Here is a 20,764-nt window from a genome sequence, read left to right as displayed (position 1 = left end):
CAGGCGACGAGGTGGCGACGAGGCCCAAGACGAAGGCGGAGACGCTCGCATGGTTGCGAACCATCGCGGGTGAGCTGTCGACCGCGACGCTGAAGCGTCTCGAAGACACGCTGCCGTGGTACGGCGACATGCCGCCGAGCCGGCGCTCCGCCGTGGGTCTCGTCGCCCAGGCCGGCATCTCGTCGTTCATCTCCTGGTTCGACGACCCCAAGTCGACGCCGTGGATCGCGGCCGACGTCTTCGGCGCCGCTCCGAGGGAACTGCTGCGTTCGGTGAGCCTCCAGCAGACGCTGCAGCTCATCCGCGTCACCGTCGAGGTCGTCGAGGAACGCGTCAAAGACGGCAGCGAGCCGCTCCGCGAGGCGATCCTCCTGTATTCGCGTGAGATCGCGTTCGCGGCCGCCGATGTGTACGCGCGTGCTGCCGAGGCACGCGGGCTCTGGGACGCGCGCCTCGAGGCGCTCGTGGTCGACTCGATCCTCTCGGGCGAGTACGACGACGAGCTTCCGAGCCGCATCGCCGCACTCGGCTGGCACGGTCACGGCGAGGTCTCCGTGCTCGTCGGCACCGCACCGAAGCAGCTCGACGTCGACCACGTGCGCCGCGCGGCACGTCACATGCACGCCGACGTGCTCATCGGAGTGCAGGGCAATCGCCTCGTGCTCGTGATCGGCCGCGCCGACCCGCTCACGCGCGAGAACGACGACGCCATCGGCACGGCCGCGGCCCTCACCTTCATGGAGATCGCCGAACAACTCGAGCCGCATTTCGGGCCGGGTCATCTCGTGCTCGGTCACGAGGTGCCGAACCTCGTCGACGCGTCGAAGAGCGCGAAGGCCGCGCTTGCGGGGTTCGCGGTCGCCCGTTCATGGCGCCACGCACCTCGCCCCGTGCACGCCGACGACCTGCTCCCCGAGCGCGCCCTCGCCGGCGACCCACTGGCTCGTGCCACGCTCGTGCACCGCATCTATCGGCCGCTGCAGGCCCACTCCACCGAACTCCTCACGACGCTCTGGAGCTATCTCGACAACGGTCGCTCGCTCGAGGCGACGGCACGCGAGCTCTTCGTGCACCCGAACACCGTGCGCTACCGCCTGAAGCGCGTCTCCGACGTGATCGGATGGGATGCCACGGGCGCCCGCGAGGCGCTCATTCTGCAGGCGGCGCTCATCATCGGCTCGATGAGCGATCACGACCAGGCGCCACGCCGCCGACCGCCGAGCTGACCGGCATCCTGTGGCTTCGATACAAGGCTTTCGCGAAGAGCTTGTAGCGTGGGCACACCACCGTCCCGATACTGATTGGCAGACTTGAAACCGTGATCGTCGTCGTCTGCCCTGGACAGGGCTCCCAGACTCCCGGATTCCTCGCCCCCTGGCTCGCCGAGCCGGCCTATGCCGAGCGCCTGGGCGCGTTGTCGGACGCCGCGGGGATCGACCTCGCATCCCACGGGACGGTCAGCGACGCCGACACCATCCGCGACACCGCGATCGCCCAGCCGCTCATCGTCGCGGCCGGCATCCTCACGCTCGAACGGCTTCTCGCCGATGGTCGCAGCGAGGGCATCGGCGGTATCGCCGGTCACTCGGTGGGCGAGATCACGGCAGCCGCAGGCGCCGGAGTGCTCAGCGAGACCGCAGCGATGCGCTTCGTCGCCGCACGCGGGCGGGCCATGGCCGATGCCGCGGCGCTCGAGCCCACCGGCATGAGCGCGGTGCTGGGCGGCGACGAGACGGCACTCGTGGCCCGGCTCGACGAACTCGGACTCGAGCCGGCGAACTTCAACGGGGGCGGCCAGATCGTCGTCGCCGGCGCGCTCGACGCACTCGAGCGCCTGAAAGACGAGTCGCCGGCCGGTGCGCGAGTCATCCCGCTGCAGGTGGCCGGCGCCTTCCACACGCGGTACATGCGTCCCGCCGTCGAGCGCCTCGCCGCGGTCGCGGGCGATTCCGACGTGTCCGACCCCGGCGTGACGCTGTGGACGAACCGCGACGGCAGCGTCGTGGCATCCGGCGCCGCCTTCGTCGACCTGCTCGTGGGGCAGGTCTCCTCCCCCGTGCGCTGGGACCGCTGCATGGAGGCGTTCGCGGCGGCCGGCGTCACCGGCATCATCGAGGTCGCCCCGGCTGGCGCCCTCGTCGGGCTCGCGAAGCGGGGTCTCAAGGGCGTGCCGACCGTCGCGGTGAAGACGCCCGACGACCTTCCCGCCGCGATCGACCTCATCGAGCAGGCCGCCTGAGCCGGGCGCACACGAGAAAGCCGAGCATGACGAAACCCACCCTCCAGCAGTCGCACGGCCCCGCCTACACGCGCATCTACGCGATCGGTGCTGCTCGCGGCGCCAACCTCGTGCCGAACGACGACCTCGTGGGCCCGATCAACTCGTCCGACGAGTGGATCCAGCAGCGCACCGGCATCGTCACCCGCGCCCGCGCCGGCGCCGACGTCGAAGCCCTCGATCTCGCGACGGATGCTGCGCGCGAGGCCATCGAGAAGTCGGGAGTCGCGCCCGAGCTCATCGATCTCGTCATCGTCGCCACCGTCTCGAACGTGCAGCAGACGCCCTCGATCGCCGCGGTCCTGGCCGATCGCGTGGGCGCCAACCCGGCCGCCGCGTACGACACCAACGCCGCATGCGCCGGCTACGCCTACGCGATCGCCCAAGCCGACGCGCTCATTCGCACCGGCAGCGCCCACTACGCGCTCGTGGTCGGCGCCGAGAAGCTCTCGAACGTCGTCGACCCGACCGACCGCTCCATCTCCTTCCTGCTCGGCGACGGCGCCGGAGCCGTCGTCATCGGCCCGAGCGACTTCCCCGGCATCGCTCGCACCATCTGGGGATCGGATGGCTCGAAGGCCGACGCCGTCGGCATGAACGCCACGCTCACCGAGTACCGCGACGGTGCCGCCGAGTGGCCGACGCTGCGCCAGGAGGGCCAGACGGTCTTCCGGTGGGCAGTGTGGGACATGGCGAAGGTCGCCAAGCAGGCGCTGGATGCCGCTGGCATCACCGCCGCCGACCTCGCCGCCTTCATCCCGCACCAGGCCAACATGCGCATCGTCGACGAGTTCGCGAAGCAGTTGAAGCTGCCCGAATCGGTCATGATCGCCCGCGACATCGCCACGACCGGCAACACGTCGGCTGCATCGATTCCCCTCGCGACCCACCGGTTGCTCGAGGAGCATCCGGAACTCTCGGGGGGCCTCGCCCTCCAGATCGGCTTCGGCGCCGGACTCGTGTTCGGCGCCCAAGTGGTGGTACTTCCCTGAACCACCGACCCTCGTCCATCTAGACTGTGTCTCGGTCAAACGAGACACCCCCAAGGAGAAGAACAATGGCATTGTCCACCGAAGAAGTGCTTGCCGGCCTGGCCGAGCTCATCAACGACGAGACCGGCATCGCGACCGACACGGTTGAGCTGGACAAGTCGTTCACCGATGACCTCGACATCGACTCCATCTCGATGATGACGATCGTCGTCAACGCCGAGGAGAAGTTCGACGTCAAGATCCCCGACGAAGAGGTCAAGAACCTGAAGACCGTCGGCGACGCCGTCACCTTCATCGTCAAGGCCCAGGCCTAGCAACTGCTGGAGCGGGCCGGCGCGACCGCCCGGCCCGCTCGATCAGTTCGACCATCACCTCCAACGGAGTGTTTCTCGAATGACCAAGAAGATCGTCATCACCGGCATCGGCGCGACCTCGCCCCTGGGCGGCACCGCGCGCGACAGCTGGAACGCACTGCTCGCCGGCGAGTCCGGCGCTCGCGCGCTCGAACACGACTGGGTCGCCGACCTTGCGCTTCCCGTCACCTTTGCGGCCACCGCGAAGGTACCCACCGCCGAGGTGCTCGAACGCCACGAGACGAAGCGCCTCGACCCCTCGAGCCAGTTCGCCCTCATCGCGGGCCGCGAGGCCTGGGCGGATGCCGGTGCGCCCGAGATCGCTCCCGAGCGGCTCGCCGTCGACTGGTCGACCGGCATCGGCGGCGTCTGGACGCTACTCGACGCCTGGGACACCCTGCGTGAGCGTGGGCCCCGGCGCGTCCTGCCGATGACCGTGCCCATGCTCATGCCCAACGGCCCCGGAGCCGCGATCGGCATGGACCTTCACGCTCGCGCCGGCATCACGACGGTCGTCTCAGCGTGCGCGTCGAGCACCGAAGCGCTCGTGAACGCCTACGACCACCTGCAGCGGGGCCTGGCCGACGTCGTCATCGCCGGCGGCTCGGAAGCCGCGATCCACCCGCTGCCCATCGCGTCGTTCGCCGCGATGCAGGCCCTCTCCCGGCGAAACGACGACCCGTCGATCGCCTCCCGTCCCTACGACATCGGTCGCGACGGCTTCGTGCTCGGCGAGGGCGCCGCAGCCCTCGTGGTCGAGACCGAGGAGCACGCCAAGGCCCGTGGTGCACGCATCTACGCCGAGCTGCTGGGCGGATCCGTCACGAGCGACGCCTACCACATCACCGCACCTGACCCCGAGGGATCGGCCGCAGCACGGGCGATGATCGCGGCCATCGAGGGCGCCGGCGCACGCCTCTCCGACGTGCGTCACGTGAACGCGCACGCGACGAGCACTCCAGTCGGCGACATCGCCGAGTACAACGCGCTCAAGCGCGTGTTCGGCGATCTGCTCGACGGCATCGCCGTGACCGCGACCAAGGCGTCCACCGGGCACCTGCTCGGCGGCGCCGGTGCGATCGAGGCCATGTTCACGGTGCTCGCGCTCCACGAGCGGGTCATCCCGCCGACGATCAACCTCACCGAGCAGGATCCCGAGATCCCACTCGACGTCGTGACGTCACCGCGGGCGCTCGCGGGCGACGACGTCGTGGCGATCAGCAACTCGTTCGGCTTCGGCGGCCACAACGCCGTCGCTGCGTTCCGCTCAGCCTGAACGCGATGTCGCGCCGTTTGGCGCAGAGATGAGAAAGACCCCGGCCGCATTTCGCGGGCGGGGTCTTCTCGTCTGCGGCTCAGGTTTCGATCGTGCGTCACCGGGAAGCATCATCCGACGATCGCGTCACGCCACCGCGCGAGCCGCGCCGCTCAACCCACCTGGTGCAACCAGACGACCGGAGCGAAATCACTGGCATGCCGGAACGGCTCGAGCTCGTCGTCCCACGCCTGCCCGAGCGCGAGGCGGAGCTCGCGGTGCAGCTCGAGGGGATCGTTGCCGGCGATCTCCATCGCGTACCGGATGCGGTCCTCGGGCACGACCGTGTTGCCGGCAGTGTCGGTCTGCGCGAAGAACACGCCGAGCTCAGGAGTGTGCATCCAGCGTGCACCGTCGGAGCCCGGAGTCGGATCCTCGCTCACCTCGAAGCGGAGCTGCTCCCAGCCTCGCAGTGCAGACGCGAGCTTCGCGCCGCTACCGGCCTCGCCCTCCCAGTAGAACTCGGCGCGCATCATGCCGCGATGGACCGGCTGCATGCTCCACTCGAAGTTGACAGCGCTCCCCAGCGCTCGCCCTGCCGCCCACTCGACATGCGGACAGAGCGCCCGGGGCGAGGAGTGCACGAACAGCACGCCTCGCGCGGTGCGCGCGGCCCGCGTGGTCATCTCCGCCATCTCTCTCTCCGTTCTTGAGGTGCGTCTTCCCCTACGACCTCGGAACGGTTTGGATGGCTGGTGTTCGATTGTGGACGGCGAGCCGTCATGGGCGATTATGCCGCGGATCAGGGCCGGTGACAAGATCGGATCGCCGAACGTGTCACTCGCGGCATCCGGCGGGCCAGAACTCTATACTCAGTGAATTGTTCCCCCTTCTCGAGACGGAGTCCAAATGGCAGTGCGCGATGCGCTCCTCGCCCTGCTCACGGCGGGCCCCGCCTACGGGTTCCAGTTGCACGGCGGACTCGAGGCGCGCACCGGCGGGCGACGGCAGGTGAACGTCGGCCAGACCTATGCGACCCTCGAGCGGCTCGGCAAGCAGCGTCTCATCGAGCCGGCCGGAGCGACGGATGACGGACTCCCCCTGTATCGCCTCACCGCGCCGGGCAAGGCGGCCGCCACAGCCTGGTTCGACGGAACGGATGCCTCGGGCGCCGACCCGTGGGACGAGACGGTCGATCGCGTGCTCATCGCACTCTCGCTGCCCGACGTCGACGGACTCGCCGTGGCGCGCGCGGAGATCGACCGCTGGAGAGTGCGTCGCGATGACGCGTCAGCGTTGACGACCGCGTCGGAGCCCGCTGAAGCAGCCGATGGAGCCGAGCCCGAGGCAGACGCTCGCGACGCCGAGACGGAACTCGCTCGTCTCGCCGCGACGGCCGACGTCGCGGTCGCCGATGCGGCACTCGGGTGGCTGGAGACGGTTGCCGCGGCATCCGCAGAGCGCCTCGCCTTCGCGCCGCGAGCGACACGGCCCAAGCGCGGTCGCCGCCCGGCGCCGCCCTCACCCGGCTGATCGACGGGCCCGCTCACGCGTCGGCGAGGGCGTAGCTGTCGACCACCGCCAGGTCGAGCGGGAACTCGACGGGGAAGTCGCCGAAGAGGAGCCGGCCGGCGCCCATCGCCGACTCCTCGACCGCGGCGGCGACCTCATCGGCGAGAGCCTGCGGCGTGTGCACGATGATCTCGTCGTGGAGGAAGTACACGAGGTGCGGGGCGCGCTCGAACGCCGGTCCGGATGCCGGCGCCGGAACGATCGACCCGGCCGCCTCACCGTCTGCCCCGGCGATCGCGGCGAGTCGCGTGCGAAGCGCGGCCATCCAGCAGAGCGCCCATTCCGCCGCGCTGCCCTGCACGACGAAGTTGCGGGTGAAGCGGCCCCACTCGCGCGCGACCGACCGAGCGCGGCGCTCGTCGGCCGGCGAGGCCTCGGGCTGGCTCGCCCGAGACTGTGCGGCGTGCCACTCGGACGGCGGCAACGGAGACGATCGACCGAGGAGCGTCGACACCACGCCGCCGCGCTCGCCCTCGGCTGCGGCCCGGTCGACGAGGGCCATCGCCCTCGGGTAGGCGCGCGCGAGCCGCGGCACGAGCCGGCCGCTCTCGCCGGTGGTCGCGCCGTACATCGCGCCGAGGATCGCGTACTTGGCCTGCTCCCTCGTCTCGACGACCCCCGCGTCGACGATGCCCAGGTAGAAGTCGAGGCCGCGCCCAGCGGCGGCCATCGCCTCGTCGCACGCCATGCCGGCGAGCACACGCGGCTCCAGTTGTGCGGCATCGGCGACGACGAGCGTCCAGCCGGGATCGGCCACGACCGCGCTGCGCACGTTCTTCGGGAGCTGCAGGGCTCCCCCGCCGGCGGTCGCCCACCGGCCGGTCGCGGTGCCGCCCGGCACGTAGTCGGGTCTGAAGCGTCCGCCCGCGATCCACTCGTCGAGCCACGCCCAGCCGTTCGCGCTCAACAGCCGCGCGAGCTTCTTGTACGCGAGCAACGGCTCGATCGCCGGGTGCTCCTGCTCACGCAGCTCCCATCGGCTCGTCGAATCGACTTGGATGCCCGCCCGGCGCAGCGCCTTCAGCAGGTCGAGTTGAGAGTCGAGATTGACGGATGCCGCGTCGAGCGCGGTGCGCACCTGTGCTGCGAGCTCCTCCATACGGGCCGGCTTCCATCCGGCCTTCGGCTTCGGCCCGAGCTCGGCCTCGAGCACGCGCTCATGTGCGGCGCGGTCCCACGGAAGGCCCGCCGCATGCAGCTCCACGCCGATGAGCGCGCCGGCGGACTCGGCTGCGAGGAGCAGGCGCAGGGCGTTCGGTTCGGTGCTGCCGGCGACGAGGGCGAGTTGGCGGTCGTGCTCGGCGATGATCGCCTCCACTTGCACGGCCGAGGAGCTTGCGACCGCGTCATCCGTTCGATCGACCAGACCGGCGCCGCGTTCCGCATTGGCGTCGGCGGTGCCGACGGCGTCGACGCCACCCGAGACAGCGGCATCGAACTCGTCGAGCTCGAAGAGCGGCGTGCGCACGATCACCGAAGGTGCGGCGAGGACCGCAGCCGCGCCCGGCTCGCTCGAACCCCGCGGGCAGCCACGCCGGTCGCGGATGGTCGCCGCCGCTTCTCATCGTCGCCGTCGCGGCCGAGTACTCGAGGATCGCCCCGCATAGGCGCAGGTCGTGACAGCGTTCGACGCGCACACCGGCCTCGAGGAGCCTCGGATACCACGATCGCGTGTCGCTCCACACCCAGCGCGGACGCCGAGTCTCGAGCCGCCGCACTGCATCGGGAAATCCGGCGAGCGGTACGGTGACGGCCTCTGTCGACGATGCCTCGGGATCGATGAGCGTGACGCGACCCTGCCCCGCCATTCCGACCACGATGCGCACCACCCCATTCTCGTGGGCGCCGCAGACACCGGGTCGCTTCGCGAGTGTCGGCGGTGCCGCCGATGATGGGGATCATGCAGAGAATCGAGGCGACATGGTCGAGGTGAGCTTCCGATGCGGTCATGGCGCGGTGGCGGGTGAGCCCGGCGTCGTGACGCTCGGGCGTGTCTGCCCGCTCTGCATGCTCCTCCACGAGACGCAGCGCTCCCGCGCCGAGCTGCTCGGCCGGGTCTCCCCGCCCCAGCGCGCAGCACTCGCCGTCGAGACGAGGATCGGCGCGAGTTACGACTGGCGATGCGCCCGCGGCCACGATCGGTATCCGGCCACGGTGCGCGAGGTGCTCACCGGACCGAGCTGTGCGAAGTGCCGCACCAACGCAGCCGGCCCCACCGCGATGCGCGAAGCCGGCGTGGCCTTCATGAAGCCGGGACTCCGTGTCGGCACCTCGATGACCGAGCAGCGGCTGCGGGCGATGCTCGGCGAACGCATCCGCCTGCATCATCGCGTCAATGCCGTGCGCATCGCCCGCATGTTCTACGGCCAGCAGGAGGTCTGGCCCGACATCCTGGTGCCGCAACTGCGCATTGCGATCGAGTACGACGACCCCGGCAAGTCGCGTCGGGCGCATCGAGGGCTGAAGGAGGCATCCGACACCGAGAAAGACGAAGCGCTCCGCGAAGTCGGCTGGGAGGTCATCCGGATTCGTGCCGGAGGCCTCGAGGGGCTCGGCACGAACAGCATCGTGTGTCGCGCGCTCACCAGCGGAGTCGTCGACGAGGTGGTCGCGCTCATGCGGCGCATCCGCGGTGCTGGCGCGGTCGATGCCATCGCGATCGAGCACCGGCTCCTCTCCTGATCGCAGCACCAGGCGGGTACTCAACTGCCACTGCGAGGACGCGCCGAGCGCTCGAGCGAGCCCTTCGTGTGCGCCGGCCCGCGCACCGATAAGGTGAGCACACCCGTGCGTGCCCGTCGCCTGGGACACGTCCGTAGAGAGGCAGCCAGTCGATGCTCCTTCCGTTCCTCATCATCGGAGGCATCGGCCTTGTGCTGCTGCTCATCTCGCTCGTGCTCGGCGACATCTTCGACCAGTTCGAGATCGGCGACGGTGCCATCTCGGGCACCGCGCTCTCGGTGGGGCTCGTGGTCTTCGGCGCGGCCGGCGCACTCACCGCGAGCATGGGACTCGCGATCGTGTGGGCCTATGTGCTCGCGGTGGTACTCGCGGCGGTCGCCTACGTGTTCAGCGTGCTCGTGGTGCGCAACCTCACCCGCAGCTCCGACGGTGTGCCGCAGTCCGCGGTCGGCCTCACCGGAGTGTCGAGATCCGACATCACCCCCGCGGGCGGCGAGGTCAGCCTCGACGGCCCCGGCGAAGTCGAACGACGGCTGGCGTACTCCGACGCGCCCATCGCCGAGGGCGTGCGCATCCGCGTGATCGAGCATGCGGGCACCCGCGTGAAGGTCACCACCGATTAGCCCTGCCACATCCAGCCAAGCCTGCTCGAAAGGAACCCGATGCTCACGCCTGTCATGATCCAGGTGATCGCCGTCATCGCGATCGTCATCGCTCTGCTGTCCCTGCTCATCTTCATCGCCCGGCGCATCCGCCGCGTACCGCCGAACGAGGCCCTCGTCATCGTGGGGCGAGGTGCAGGGCGTCCGGCCGCGGGCGAGGCTCCCACCGGTCAGCGTGTCGTGATCGGCGGTCGCACCTTCGTGTGGCCGATTCTCCAGCAGGGGTTCTCGATCTCGCTCGAGCAGCGCCAGATCGGCATCACGGTCGAGGGTGTCGACAAGAACCGCATCAAGATCGCCATCAAGGCGTCCATCAACTTCAAGGTGAGCGGCACCGAGGAGGGCGTGCGCCGAGCTGCGCAGCGATTCCTCTCACAGCAGAGCGCGCTCACCGAGATCATCAAGGAGTCGCTCGAGGGCTCGCTCCGTTCGATCATCGGTGACATGACGATCGAGCAGATCATCTCGGACCGCAAGGGACTCTCCGATCGCGTCGTCGCCGAGACCAAGACCGACCTCGTCGAGCAGGGCCTCCAGGTCGATCTCCTGAACATCTCCGACATCTCCACGCCGGGCAGCGACTACCTTGCGAACCTCGGCCGCGCCGAGGCCGCGCGCGCTCGCCAGGTCGCCGAGGTCAGCGAGGCCGAGGCCGCCCGTGCGAGTGAGTTCGCCCGCATCGAGGCGGCTGAGCAGATCGCCGAGCGCCAGAAGGCGTTGAACCTCAAGCAGGCCATCATCAAGGCCGAGACCGACCGCGCGAACGCCGAGGCCGATGCCGCAGGTCAGCTGGCGACGGCCGAGCAGGATCGTCTCGTCGCCGTCGAGGAGCGCTCAGCCCTCACCGAGCAGGCGCTCGTCACGCAGGAGCGCCTCGACATCGAGATCCGAAAGCCCGCCGAGGCTGAGGCCTACGCCGAGGTGCAGCGAGCAACGGCCCAGCGTGACGCGACGAACGCGAGCACCGAGGCCGAGGCGTTCAAGCGCACGAAGATCGCCGAGGCCAACAAGGTCGCCGCCGTGCAAGACGCCGAGGCTGCCGCCACCGCGGTTCGCGTCTCGGGTGAGGCCGAGCGTGACCGCCAGGTCGCCCTCGCGGCCGGCATCCGTGCCCAAGGTAATGCGAAGGCGGCAGCGATTCAAGCCGAGGGTCTGGCGTCCGCCGCCGCGACCGACGCGAAGGCGCTCGCCCTCGAGAAGTACGGTGAGGCCGCGCTCGCCCAGGAGATCATCTCCCGCCTCCCCGAGATCGTGCGGGCGGCAGCCGAGCCCATCTCGAACATCGACACGCTTACCGTGGTGTCGACCGACGGCGCGAGCGCGATCACGAAGACCGTCGGCCAGGTGCTCGGCGAGGGCACCGAGGTTGTGAAGTCCCTCACCGGACTCGACGTGAGCGCCATCCTGGCAGGACTCGCGGGCCGAGCTGCCCTCGTGAAGGCGGATTCACCCGCCGAGTGAGTCGAGCAGGGCGGTGCCGGTGAATGCGGCTAACGAGTGGGGCCTAACGGCTACGACGAGCTCGCGCCCCGAAGGCATCAAGTGCGTCCAGTACCTCGCTGGCCTGCCAGATCCGGTATCGCGCCCGCCCACCCGCCTGAGTGAGCACGTCCGCGTCGACGAGTTTGTCGATCGAGGTCTGTGCAGCCACCTCGCTGACGCTGAGCGCTGATGCGACGGTTTTCGTGTTGATCACGGGCTGGCGCAGCAGGTACTCCTTCACCCGGTGCACCGATGAGTCAGCCCGGGCCACGACTGTCGCGTTCCACCGCGCGCGAACCGCCTCGATATCGTCGACCAGGCGTTGCCCGTTGTTGACCGCTGCGAATGATGCCTCCGAGACGGAGGAGACGATCTCGTTCGGGTCTCCCGTGCGGTAGGCGTTGAGCGCGTCGAAGTAGGCGTCGGTGTCGCTGAGCAGGCCGGCGGAGACTGGCACTGCCACGTTCCGGGTGACTCCCCCGGCGCGCAGCATCCCCTGCAGGAGGGCACGGCCGGTTCGGCCGTTGCCGTCTGGGAACGGGTGGATGGTCTCGAACTGGGCGTGCGCGATCGCAGCTTGCACGAGCACAGGAATGTCAGTGCGATGGGCGAACTCGACGAGGTCCTTCATCAGTCCGGGGACTCGGTCCCGGTGCGGCGGCACGAACCTCGCCGTGTGTGGTGACACGCTGCCTCCGCCGATCCAGACCTGCTCCTGGCGCCAGCTGCCCACATGGTGAGGGGCGGAGGACGTGAGCAGGGCCTCGTGCATCGCGATGATGGCTTCCTCATCCAGCCGGTCGGACAGCGCAATCGCTGCATTCATCGCCCGTACATTCGAGACGACCAGTTGTGCGTTCCCCGATCGTGACTCTCCGATCTCGGCGAGAGCCACTTGTTTCGCGCTCGAGGTGACGTTCTCAACCTCGGAACTGGATGCGCTCTCGGTGCGCAGCAGGATCGACGCGAACGGCGCCGCGATCATCCCGGCTTTCGTGTCGAATCGGGTGAGCTCTTTACTCGCGTCGTCAGCGACGGCGAGCACAGCGGGCTCGAGGTCCAGGCGAAGCTTCGAGATCTCTGGCGGGACTGATGCCTGGTATTCGCTTGCGGCGGCACGTAGGGCTCTGCGGGATGCGACCTCGTCTCCGGTTCGCACCCAGGGCCGAGGTTCATAGTCGATCGGTGGCCACGCACGCTCGGGTTTCGACAGCTCGACGGATGCCTCGGCCCTTGGCGCCGGCATGAATTGCGCGCCGGCGGGCTGACCTGCTCGTTGCCTCGGTTGACCATCTGCCATGAAGCGAGCTTACCAAAGGATATGCATATATCCTTTGGTTACCCGCTCATTGGATAAAGGATCGGTGATTCGCCACGGGCTGGTCGACTCATTCACAGTTCCGTACCAGGCCGGGAATCGTGCTCGTTACCCGACAACTCGGGATTCCAGCTCCTCGAGCCGCTTGGGCTCGACGCCGACGTGGTAATTGAGATGGCGCGCCGTGCTCGTGCTTCGCGGCCGAGGACGCCGATACGTTGGATGAGGGCTACGGGCCTGGCGACGAGGAACTTCAATGCGTTCCACGCGAACAGCAGCGCGAGCACGTTGAGCCAGGCCGAGCCGCGGGCACAGATCTGATTGCACCGGGGAATCGGACGTGACGAGAGCGATAAGCAATGCAGAACGCGTAGATAAACAGGGCTTCTGTAGGGCGGACGGGACTTGAACCCGTGACCGATGGAACTCCCCGGCCCCGACGTCGCCCTCGAGCGCGGTACGTCGACGGTGTCCGACACCATCTCGGTCGATCGCGCGGGGCGTGCCGACTTGCTGCGCCCGCGGGCGATGATGTAGATGATCATCGCGAGGCTTCAACACCGTCACCCGACACGAACAATCCGCTGCGACTTAGCTTCCACAGGCCGCTTGACATAGGAGATAATCATGGTCGATTCCCGCAGTGAGCCCGCATGGGCCTGGCCGGATCTCCACGACGCCCAGCGGGATGTGCTCCTCGAGGTACTCATCAACGGCTCGGCATCGCGCGCTGAGCTTGCTCGCCGCACGGGCTTGTCGCGCACGAGTCTCACCCGCCTCGCTAGAGATCTCGTTGAGCTCGGATTTCTGACGGAGGGCGAGACGAATGCTCCGAACGGGCGTGGTCGCCCGTCTGAGATCTTGAATCTCGAGCCGAGTGCGGCCCAGTTCGCGGGCGTGAAGCTCACTGGTGAAGCCTTGTACGCGGTGGTCACAGACCTGCAGGCCAACGTCATCGAGCTCGAGGAGCAGTCGCTTGTCTCTCGGTACGCTCCCGACGCGGTCTCCCAGATAGCGGAGATCGTCAGGGGCTTCAGCGCCTCCCACCCTCGACTGGCGTCCGTGGGAGTGTGCCTGGCTGGCGACGTTGAACGGGTGCGTGGGCGCGCGGTCATCGTGGGATCGTACTTCCTCGGGTGGGACAACGTGCCCCTCGAGTCTCTCATCGAGGCGGAAATCGGCCTACCCATCGCGATGAGCAACGACGTGCAGGCGCTCACGGCCGCCCATCATTGGTTCGGAGCGGGGGTTGGGCGCAGGTCCCTCGTACTGTTCGGCCTGGGCGCAGGCATTGGAGCCGGCATCGTCGTGAACGACGAACTCGTACGCGGCTCGCACGGGCATCCCGGAAAAGTCGGTCACATCCCTGTGCGGCACATCGGTCCGACGTGCGATCGGGGCCACGTCGGGTGTGCGTCCGCCTACGTCACCATCCCTGCAATCCTTCACAACGCGGCCGACACCAGCTTCGAGCATGTCCTCGAGCGTGCTGCCGCAGGCGACCGAGCGGCGCAGGGTGCGCTCGACGATGCCGGATATGCACTCGGTGTCGTCGTCGCTGAGCTGATGAACGTCATCGATCCTGAGAAGGTGATCGTGACGGGCGAAGGTCTTGCGGTAGCTCGTGCCGGCAAGGCGGCGATGGACATCGCACTTGCCGAGCGGCTGGAGTCGGCTTCCGAGCGCTCGGAGATCGACGTCCACGACTTCGCCTTCGCCGACTACGCCTGGGCGGCGGCCGTCAGCGCGATTCGCAAGGTCGTCTGACAGCCGGCGTTGCGCAGGTTCCACTTCGGGGAGGGAGTTTGTTGCGCCCCTTGACATATTGTTTCATGAGGGCACAAAATAAACGGGCACTCGCGAGAGCGTACGACGGACAGGGCAGTCCCTCATCGGCCAACCGGTCCTCGAAACACCTCACCACCCGCAGGAAATCGGGCGTCACCGCCACTACAAGGAAGTAGGACGCACCCATGAAGCACACCTTCCGCGCAACGCTTCGACACGTTTTCGTGAAACCTCCCCTGCCCACCAAATCGGCGGCACTGGGAGGACCGTCGGTCACTCACCGAGAGGACGTCGCGCCGATGCGAGGTCTACCGCTCCCCGGCCGCCGTTCTTCAACCCGCATCAAGTCGGCCGCGATTGTCGCCCTCCTGGCCGCACCGCTGCTCGCAAGTGGATTGGTCGCTGCATCTCCCAGCGCGAACACCGACCATCCGTTCCGCGACCCAGACCTTCCGCTCGACGAGCGCATCGACGATCTTTTGGGTCGGCTGACCCTGGACGAAAAGCTCGGATTCCTGCATCAGTCGCAGATGCCGATCCCGCGGCTTGACATCCCCTACTTCAAGGCCGGCACCGAGGCACTGCACGGCGTGGCGTGGTCCAACGACCTCGACAACAACTGGGGCCAAGTGCTTGCGACGGACGCGACCGTCTTCCCGCAGGCGGTTGGCCTGGCCAGCACCTGGGACACCGACCTCATCAACGACGTGGGATCCGCCGTCGGCGATGAACTCCGCGCCTACAACACGCTCGACCCGCAGCTCTGGGGTCTGCAGGCGTGGGCGCCCGTGGTCGACCCGCTGCGTGATCCGCGTGCGGGGCGCAATGAAGAGGGCTACTCCGAGGACCCGCTTCTCACCGGCGAGATTGCCACCGCCTATGGGTCTGGCTTGTCGGGTGACGATCCGCTCTACCTCAAGGTGGCGCCAGTCATCAAGCACTACTTCGGCTACAACAAAGAGGCCGATCGCAGCGTGTCGTCGTCCAACCTGCCGCCACGAATCCGCAAGGAGTACTCGCAGGCGCCGTTCCGAAGCGTGATTTCGGCGGATGCGGCGACCGGTGTGATGGCGTCGTACAACCTCGTCAACGGACGGCCGACCCACGTCGACCCGTCGATCAACGAAGACATCCGCTCGTGGACTGACAAAGACCTCTACAACGTCAGCGACGCATGGGCGCCGCACGCGGTGACGCAAGCTCAGTTCTACTTCGACGAAGAGGACGAGGCGTACGCGGCGGTCCTGAAGGCGGGTCTCGACGGGTTCACCGTCGATGAGAGCGACCCGTCGGCGATGAAGGCAACGCTGCACTCTGCGCTGGACAAGGGCTACATCACCGAGGACGACGTGGACACCGCGGTCAGACACGTGCTGTCCATTCGGTTCCGTCTTGGCCACTTCGACCCCGACGGCGGACCGTACGCCGACATCGGCCCCGAGGTCCTGAACAGCGCAGAGCACCAAGCCCTGAACCGCCGGACCGCCGCAGACGCCATGGTGCTGCTGGACAATGGCGCCGACACCCTGCCGCTCGATCCGGATCAGACGTCGAGCGTCGCAGTCATCGGGCCACTGCACGACACGGTGTTCAGCGACTTCTACGGCGGCAGCATGCCCTATGAAGTCACGCCCCTCGACGGCATCGCCGAGCGGCTCGGCGGGGCCGCGGACGTGACCGGAGTCGAAGGCCTCGACCGAGTGACGCTCAAGGACTCCGCCACCGGGCGGTACCTCACCGCAACCGGTACAGATCCCGCAGACCTCGTCGTGGCATCCGACGCCTCGCCATCTGTCGCGTCGCAATGGGACGTCAACGACTGGATGGCTGACTACTCGACGCTGCGCAACGCCGAGAACGGCAAGTACCTCAGTGGCGCGTTCGGGCCATACACGACGTCGTCGGACGAGCCCTCGGGTTGGTACGTGCAGCAGCAGTTCCGGTTTGAGGAGCAACCGGACGGGACGGTTCTGATCCAATACGTCGGGTACGAAACGAACGAGAACTGGTGGTGGATTCCCGAGCACTATGTGACCGTCGCGCCCGATGGGACTGTGGGCACCGGTTCCAAAGCGGATGCGGCTCATTTCGTGCCTGAGGTCGTGTCGGATGGCGTCGACGCCGCCGTCGCCGCCGCGGGCCAAGCCGATGCCGCAGTCGTCGTGGTCGGCAGCCACCCGTTCGTCTACGGCAGGGAGAACCACGACCGCACCGATCTCGCCTTGGGTCGCAGCCAGCAGGAACTCGTCGACGCGGTGACAGCCGCGAATCCCAACACGGTTGTGGTGCTGGAAACCAGCTATCCAACGACGTTCGACAACCAGCCGGAAACGATGTTGTGGACCACGCACGCCGGGTCCGAGACCGGCAACGCCGTGGCTGACGTGGTCTTCGGCGACGAGAACCCGGCCGGCCGACTGACGCAGACCTGGTATGCCGGCGTTGACGACCTGCCGAGCATCGATGACTTCGACATCGTCAAGAGCGGCTGGACGTACATGTATTGCGACGGCGCTCCGCTCTACCCGTTCGGCCACGGGCTGTCGTACAGCACGTTCGACTACTCCAACCTGAAGACATCCGGCTCGTCCGTGGGCGGCGATGGTGCGATTCGCGTCAGCGTGGATGTCACCAACACCGGCGACGCCGCAGGCGATGAGGTCGTCCAGCTCTATAGCCGGCAATTGAGCTCACGCGATGCGACTGCCGACAAGCAGTTGCGGGCATTTGAGCGGGTCTCGCTCGCGCCTGGCGAGACGAAGACGGTGCGCCTCGAGTTGGACGCGTCTGATCTTGCCCGTTGGGATGTCACGCGCGATCGCTGGGTGGTCGAATCGTCGGAGTACGAGCTGCTCGTCGGTTCGTCGTCCGCGGACATCCGGCAGCAGGCGACCGTGCGCGTGAAGGGCGAGACGATTCCGGCTCGCAACCTGTCGAAGCCGACTCGTGCGGAGAATTTCGACGACTATGCCGGCGTCCTCCTGGTCGACGAGAGCAAGGAACGTGGCACCGCTGTCTCAGCCGAAGGTGATGGCTGGATCAAGTTCGGCGACACCAAGCTGCGCGCGAACGACGTGACGTTCACCGCGCGAGTTTCGAACGCGTCGGACGAGAACGGTTCGATCCAAGTTCGGCTCGGCTCGCCGACAGGAGAGCTGGTCGGCACGGCCGAGGTGACGAGCACAGGCGACGTCTACCAGTACGAGACAACAACCGCGTCGGTATCGGCGTCGCGGGGCGTCCACGACGTCTATCTCGTGTTCGACGGCGACTTCCGAGTCGCGGACTTCACCATCGGCTGATCTTTGTTCATGAACGCGTGTGCTGCGAGACCGTGCGTCACCGCGCACGGTCTCGCAGCACGTAGGTGTTACCAATGACCGCGTGAACCAGGCGACCGCAGCGCGGACGTCCGGGGCGATATGGGCGGCGAGCACTGGCGTGCTATAGATCTTCGGCGAACGGGTCGGCGACGCGTACAGCTGAATGGCCGACCCCGATGACGGCCGCAGGCATCCTGGAGCATTCGATCAGCCCGCGGATGACAGACTATTGGGGTTCGTGCAACGACCATTGGGAGATCATGACCGACAACCGACCAGACCTGAGCGGCGACTGGGACCTGGACCCCACCCACACTCGCATCGGCTTCTCTGCCAAACACGCCATGGTGGCGAATGTTCGTGGTGCCTTCAACGACGTTACCGGCAGCCTGCACGTCGATTTCGACGACACGACCAAGTCGACCGCCGAGATCGTGCTCAAGGTTGCCAGTGTCGACACCCGCAACACGCAACGCGACGACCACTTGCGCAGCGCCGACTTCTTCAACGCGGAGAAGTGGCCCGACATCGTCTTCAAGAGCACCAGGATCGAGGAGGTCGGCGACAACGCCCTCGTGATCTCGGGCGACCTGACGATTCGCGACATCACGAAACCGATCACCATCCCGATCGAGTTCACCGGCGTGGAGACCGACGCCTTCGGCGCACTGCGTGCCGGATTCGAGGGCACGCGGCGCATCGACCGCCGAGAATACGGCCTGGAGTGGAACATGCCGCTCGACTCGGGCGGTTGGCTCGTCTCGGAGAAGATCACGCTCGAGTTCGAGATCTCGGCGATCAAGCGCGAGAGCGACGTACAACAGGCCGCCTGAGGTTGGGTCGCGCAGATCGCCGGCCCCGAGGGCGAGAATCCGTGAGCGATGAGATTCGATCGCGCTGTCGCGCTTCGGTGACCCGGCGGGGGCGAGGTCCGGCTATAAGTATCGCGTTCGATGGTTGGACGGATATCCCACCGGGCCATGATCTGAACGCCAACGGCACGAACCTTCGTCGGTACCACCCGATCTATGAACCAAACCCGCAATACGGGACTGCTGCAGCCTTAGATGACTCGCTTGACCAGGTGCCCAGCTCGTCGGCGGCTGCGACGGTCATGCGCCAGTTGAGCCACTCCCGCACCGTCGCAAACAATGCCATCAGGACGACGAGGATCAAACCTGAGCTGCGGCTGTCCCCGAAACACCGGTCGCGAAAAGAACGCCGCCGACGCCCAGCAGCAGGCAGCTGCCGATGTCCGCCGGCAGCAGCCCAGCGACCCATCGATGTCGGCCACCTCATGTCACCATTCCACGCCGTGCTGATCTCCAGGACGGCTCCTCTGGGGATGGTATCGGCGGGCACTGACATCGCAGGATCCTTCGCTGCGAGCCGACTATTGGGAGCGGGATACGGCCGCGACCTGCCCGCTCGATCCACAGATGTTGTTGCCTACCGCTTAGTTCCGCGAGAGCGGGACTGGTGAACCGTGAAAAGTTCGAAGTCGCGCGAAGCGAACTAGTCTGGACTGGGCGTGCCAAGGCGATTCGAACAGGATCCGGCGATCCCGACCCGACGTTTCTATGGCTGAGATAGAGCCAATAGAAATTCCTGATCAGACCGTATTTGTAGGGCGGACGGGACTTGAACCCGTGACCGATGGACTCTCCCGGGACTACTCCCCCGGATCTCGAATCTCGGCTACTGCTCGACTGATCTCGACATGATCGGGGATTTCTCGCCGATCCTGCAACTGCACATCTCAGACTACTCGGGTCGCCTCGGTGCGACTCGATCGGGCTCGGATCGAATAAACGTTGGATAAACGTGAAATGTTCAAGCCCGCAACGGTGCCGTGGATGGGCGCGAGCCGGAGAAGGTCGGCCCGCGCCATCCAGGCGGCAGAGTTTGGCGTCGAGTCGTGCACTCGGTAGGAATTGTGCGTCAGAGCGGAGGGCGAATAGGAACCATGAACTAACCTCGCCGCTAACCTCATCGCATGGCCCTAGAGAACGAGCAATACGGGAGCTGCTGCCCGCGCACGGACTCAGCCTGGTGATCATCCCCATGTCGGACTTCCTCGTGAAAGGTCGATTCATCGTCCAGCATCGTGACGATGACCTCGCTATCGTGACACGCGCGCTCGTCGACTTCATCCCGGTCGGCAACCTAGGGGTATGACGTTGAAGGAGTGGCTGCTCGTCTCGGTGCGTCAACCCACGGCGGTCGATAGGCTTCGACGACGAGCTGACGAGCTCAGGCGGCAACAATGCCTTACGACGCTTCGGTAGGAGACAACAACTTGGTCGAGCCTGGCTACACAGACATTCCCGCCGTCATCCGAGTTTTGGATGGGATGAAGCTCTCTTCTTCGAGACAGACCGAGGGCGCGGTGAAAACTCTCCTTCGCGATCCCAAGACGAACAGCCTCTTGACACACGCGGAGGTCTTTCTCGTCGACAAGAGCAAGAGCGTACTAAAGGACTTGAACACCCGTGATCAAGTTCTTCTTGGGATCGGCGCGCTCGCCCTGATCGGGGTGACCGTGGCAACGGTAAAGGGCATTGATTATTTCAACGAGCGGCGGGGGGCGAAGGCCAAGTCAATCGAACCCGAGGCACCAGCTGAGATCGAGCTCTACGAACTCCCGGAGGAACTGGACACGGTGGAGAAACCTGTCGTGCTTATCATCGGCGCCGAGGTCGACATCTCTGACGAACGGGTCGTCATCACCGTGAGCGCCGAGGACTGGACTGAACTCCTGCGAAAAACCGTGATGCTCAACTCGCTCGAAGAGCGGATCTGGATGTTTCTATCCAGCGTTCGCATCGAAGGCGGCGACGAGGACGTACTCGAATGGCAGCAGCGGATGAAAGGGCTCTCGCCTCAGGAGACTGCTGACGAGATCAGGGGCATGCTTGAATCTCATCCCGAGCTGCGCGACGACGAAGACTTGGCCGACCGAATTCGGATTCTCATCGACGGACGGTCTGACGACAGAGGCAACGACCCCAAGCCGCTCGAGGCCGAATAGTCGCCGGGGAGATCCGGTTGGCGCTGCC

The 20,764-nt window shown here is 66.9% G+C and carries 17 protein-coding genes and 1 pseudogene; 14 read left to right on the top strand and 4 right to left on the bottom strand.

Annotated features, from left to right (window positions below):
• Positions 1-11: 11 nt before the first annotated feature.
• The 5 genes from QFZ29_RS07585 to QFZ29_RS07565 all read left to right on the top strand — a co-directional run bounded on the left by QFZ29_RS07585 (position 12) and on the right by QFZ29_RS07565 (position 4,899).
• Positions 12-1,226, top strand: a complete 1,215-nt coding sequence (locus QFZ29_RS07585) for a PucR family transcriptional regulator (RefSeq protein ID WP_306893572.1) — start codon at positions 12-14, stop codon at positions 1,224-1,226.
• A 92-nt stretch (positions 1,227-1,318) separates the two neighbouring features.
• The gene (locus QFZ29_RS07580) at positions 1,319-2,239 is read left to right on the top strand and encodes an ACP S-malonyltransferase (protein WP_306893571.1); all 921 of its coding nucleotides are present in this window, start codon (positions 1,319-1,321) and stop codon (positions 2,237-2,239) included.
• 26 nt (positions 2,240-2,265) lie between these two features.
• Positions 2,266-3,270, top strand: coding sequence for a beta-ketoacyl-ACP synthase III (locus QFZ29_RS07575; RefSeq protein WP_129522089.1), 1,005 nt, complete (start codon positions 2,266-2,268; stop codon positions 3,268-3,270).
• Positions 3,271-3,335: 65 nt separating this feature from the next.
• Entirely contained in the window at positions 3,336-3,584 is a 249-nt protein-coding gene (locus QFZ29_RS07570) for an acyl carrier protein (RefSeq protein WP_056008597.1), read from the top strand.
• Positions 3,585-3,663: 79 nt separating this feature from the next.
• A complete protein-coding gene (locus QFZ29_RS07565; RefSeq protein ID WP_306893570.1) occupies positions 3,664-4,899 on the top strand; it encodes a beta-ketoacyl-[acyl-carrier-protein] synthase family protein in 1,236 nt (411 codons plus the stop codon).
• A 152-nt stretch (positions 4,900-5,051) separates the two neighbouring features.
• Here QFZ29_RS07565 and QFZ29_RS07560 read toward each other — a convergent pair whose 3' ends face one another.
• The gene (locus QFZ29_RS07560) at positions 5,052-5,573 is read right to left on the bottom strand and encodes a DUF3145 domain-containing protein (protein WP_306893569.1); all 522 of its coding nucleotides are present in this window, start codon (positions 5,571-5,573) and stop codon (positions 5,052-5,054) included.
• Positions 5,574-5,787: 214 nt separating this feature from the next.
• Between QFZ29_RS07560 and QFZ29_RS07555 the strand changes: the two genes are divergently transcribed.
• Entirely contained in the window at positions 5,788-6,411 is a 624-nt protein-coding gene (locus QFZ29_RS07555) for a PadR family transcriptional regulator (protein WP_306893568.1), read from the top strand.
• A gap of 13 nt (positions 6,412-6,424) precedes the next feature.
• On the opposite strand, the gene QFZ29_RS07550 is transcribed toward QFZ29_RS07555, so the two are convergent.
• Positions 6,425-7,918, bottom strand: a complete 1,494-nt coding sequence (locus tag QFZ29_RS07550; RefSeq protein ID WP_306893567.1) for a bifunctional 3'-5' exonuclease/DNA polymerase — start codon at positions 7,916-7,918, stop codon at positions 6,425-6,427.
• A 452-nt stretch (positions 7,919-8,370) separates the two neighbouring features.
• Between QFZ29_RS07550 and QFZ29_RS07545 the strand changes: the two genes are divergently transcribed.
• The 3 genes from QFZ29_RS07545 (at position 8,371) to QFZ29_RS07535 (ending at position 11,255) form a co-directional block, all read left to right on the top strand.
• Complete coding sequence (locus tag QFZ29_RS07545) at positions 8,371-9,132, top strand: hypothetical protein (protein WP_306893566.1); 762 nt, start codon at positions 8,371-8,373, stop codon at positions 9,130-9,132.
• Between the two features lie 152 nt (positions 9,133-9,284).
• Positions 9,285-9,755 (top strand): NfeD family protein, encoded by a 471-nt coding sequence (locus QFZ29_RS07540; RefSeq protein WP_306893565.1) that lies wholly within the window; start codon positions 9,285-9,287, stop codon positions 9,753-9,755.
• A 39-nt stretch (positions 9,756-9,794) separates the two neighbouring features.
• Positions 9,795-11,255 (top strand): flotillin family protein, encoded by a 1,461-nt coding sequence (locus tag QFZ29_RS07535; protein ID WP_306893564.1) that lies wholly within the window; start codon positions 9,795-9,797, stop codon positions 11,253-11,255.
• Positions 11,256-11,298: 43 nt separating this feature from the next.
• On the opposite strand, the gene QFZ29_RS07530 is transcribed toward QFZ29_RS07535, so the two are convergent.
• Positions 11,299-12,576: a Fic family protein gene (locus tag QFZ29_RS07530; protein WP_306893563.1), complete on the bottom strand. Its 1,278-nt coding sequence runs from the start codon at positions 12,574-12,576 to the stop codon at positions 11,299-11,301.
• Positions 12,577-12,668: 92 nt separating this feature from the next.
• Entirely contained in the window at positions 12,669-13,139 is a 471-nt protein-coding gene (locus QFZ29_RS07525; RefSeq protein WP_306893562.1) for a hypothetical protein, read from the bottom strand.
• Positions 13,140-13,221: 82 nt separating this feature from the next.
• On the opposite strand from QFZ29_RS07525, the pseudogene QFZ29_RS20405 reads away from it, so the two are divergent.
• The 5 genes and pseudogenes from QFZ29_RS20405 to QFZ29_RS07505 all read left to right on the top strand — a co-directional run.
• Positions 13,222-13,398 (top strand): annotated as a pseudogene (locus tag QFZ29_RS20405) (MarR family transcriptional regulator); the annotation flags it as partial.
• 93 nt (positions 13,399-13,491) lie between these two features.
• Positions 13,492-14,361: an ROK family protein gene (locus QFZ29_RS07520; protein WP_306893561.1), complete on the top strand. Its 870-nt coding sequence runs from the start codon at positions 13,492-13,494 to the stop codon at positions 14,359-14,361.
• Positions 14,362-14,567: 206 nt separating this feature from the next.
• A complete protein-coding gene (locus tag QFZ29_RS07515) occupies positions 14,568-17,684 on the top strand; it encodes a glycoside hydrolase family 3 protein (protein ID WP_306893560.1) in 3,117 nt (1,038 codons plus the stop codon).
• 281 nt (positions 17,685-17,965) lie between these two features.
• A complete protein-coding gene (locus QFZ29_RS07510) occupies positions 17,966-18,538 on the top strand; it encodes a YceI family protein (RefSeq protein WP_306893559.1) in 573 nt (190 codons plus the stop codon).
• A gap of 1,466 nt (positions 18,539-20,004) precedes the next feature.
• Positions 20,005-20,736 (top strand): hypothetical protein, encoded by a 732-nt coding sequence (locus tag QFZ29_RS07505; protein WP_306893558.1) that lies wholly within the window; start codon positions 20,005-20,007, stop codon positions 20,734-20,736.
• The last annotated feature ends 28 nt before the right edge of the window (positions 20,737-20,764 follow it).

It is taken from the genome of Agromyces albus, from assembly GCF_030815405.1.
Lineage (GTDB): Bacteria > Actinomycetota > Actinomycetes > Actinomycetales > Microbacteriaceae > Agromyces > Agromyces albus_A.
Note: the sequence above shows the minus strand (reverse complement) of the source record. Positions and strands in the feature narration are given on the sequence as shown.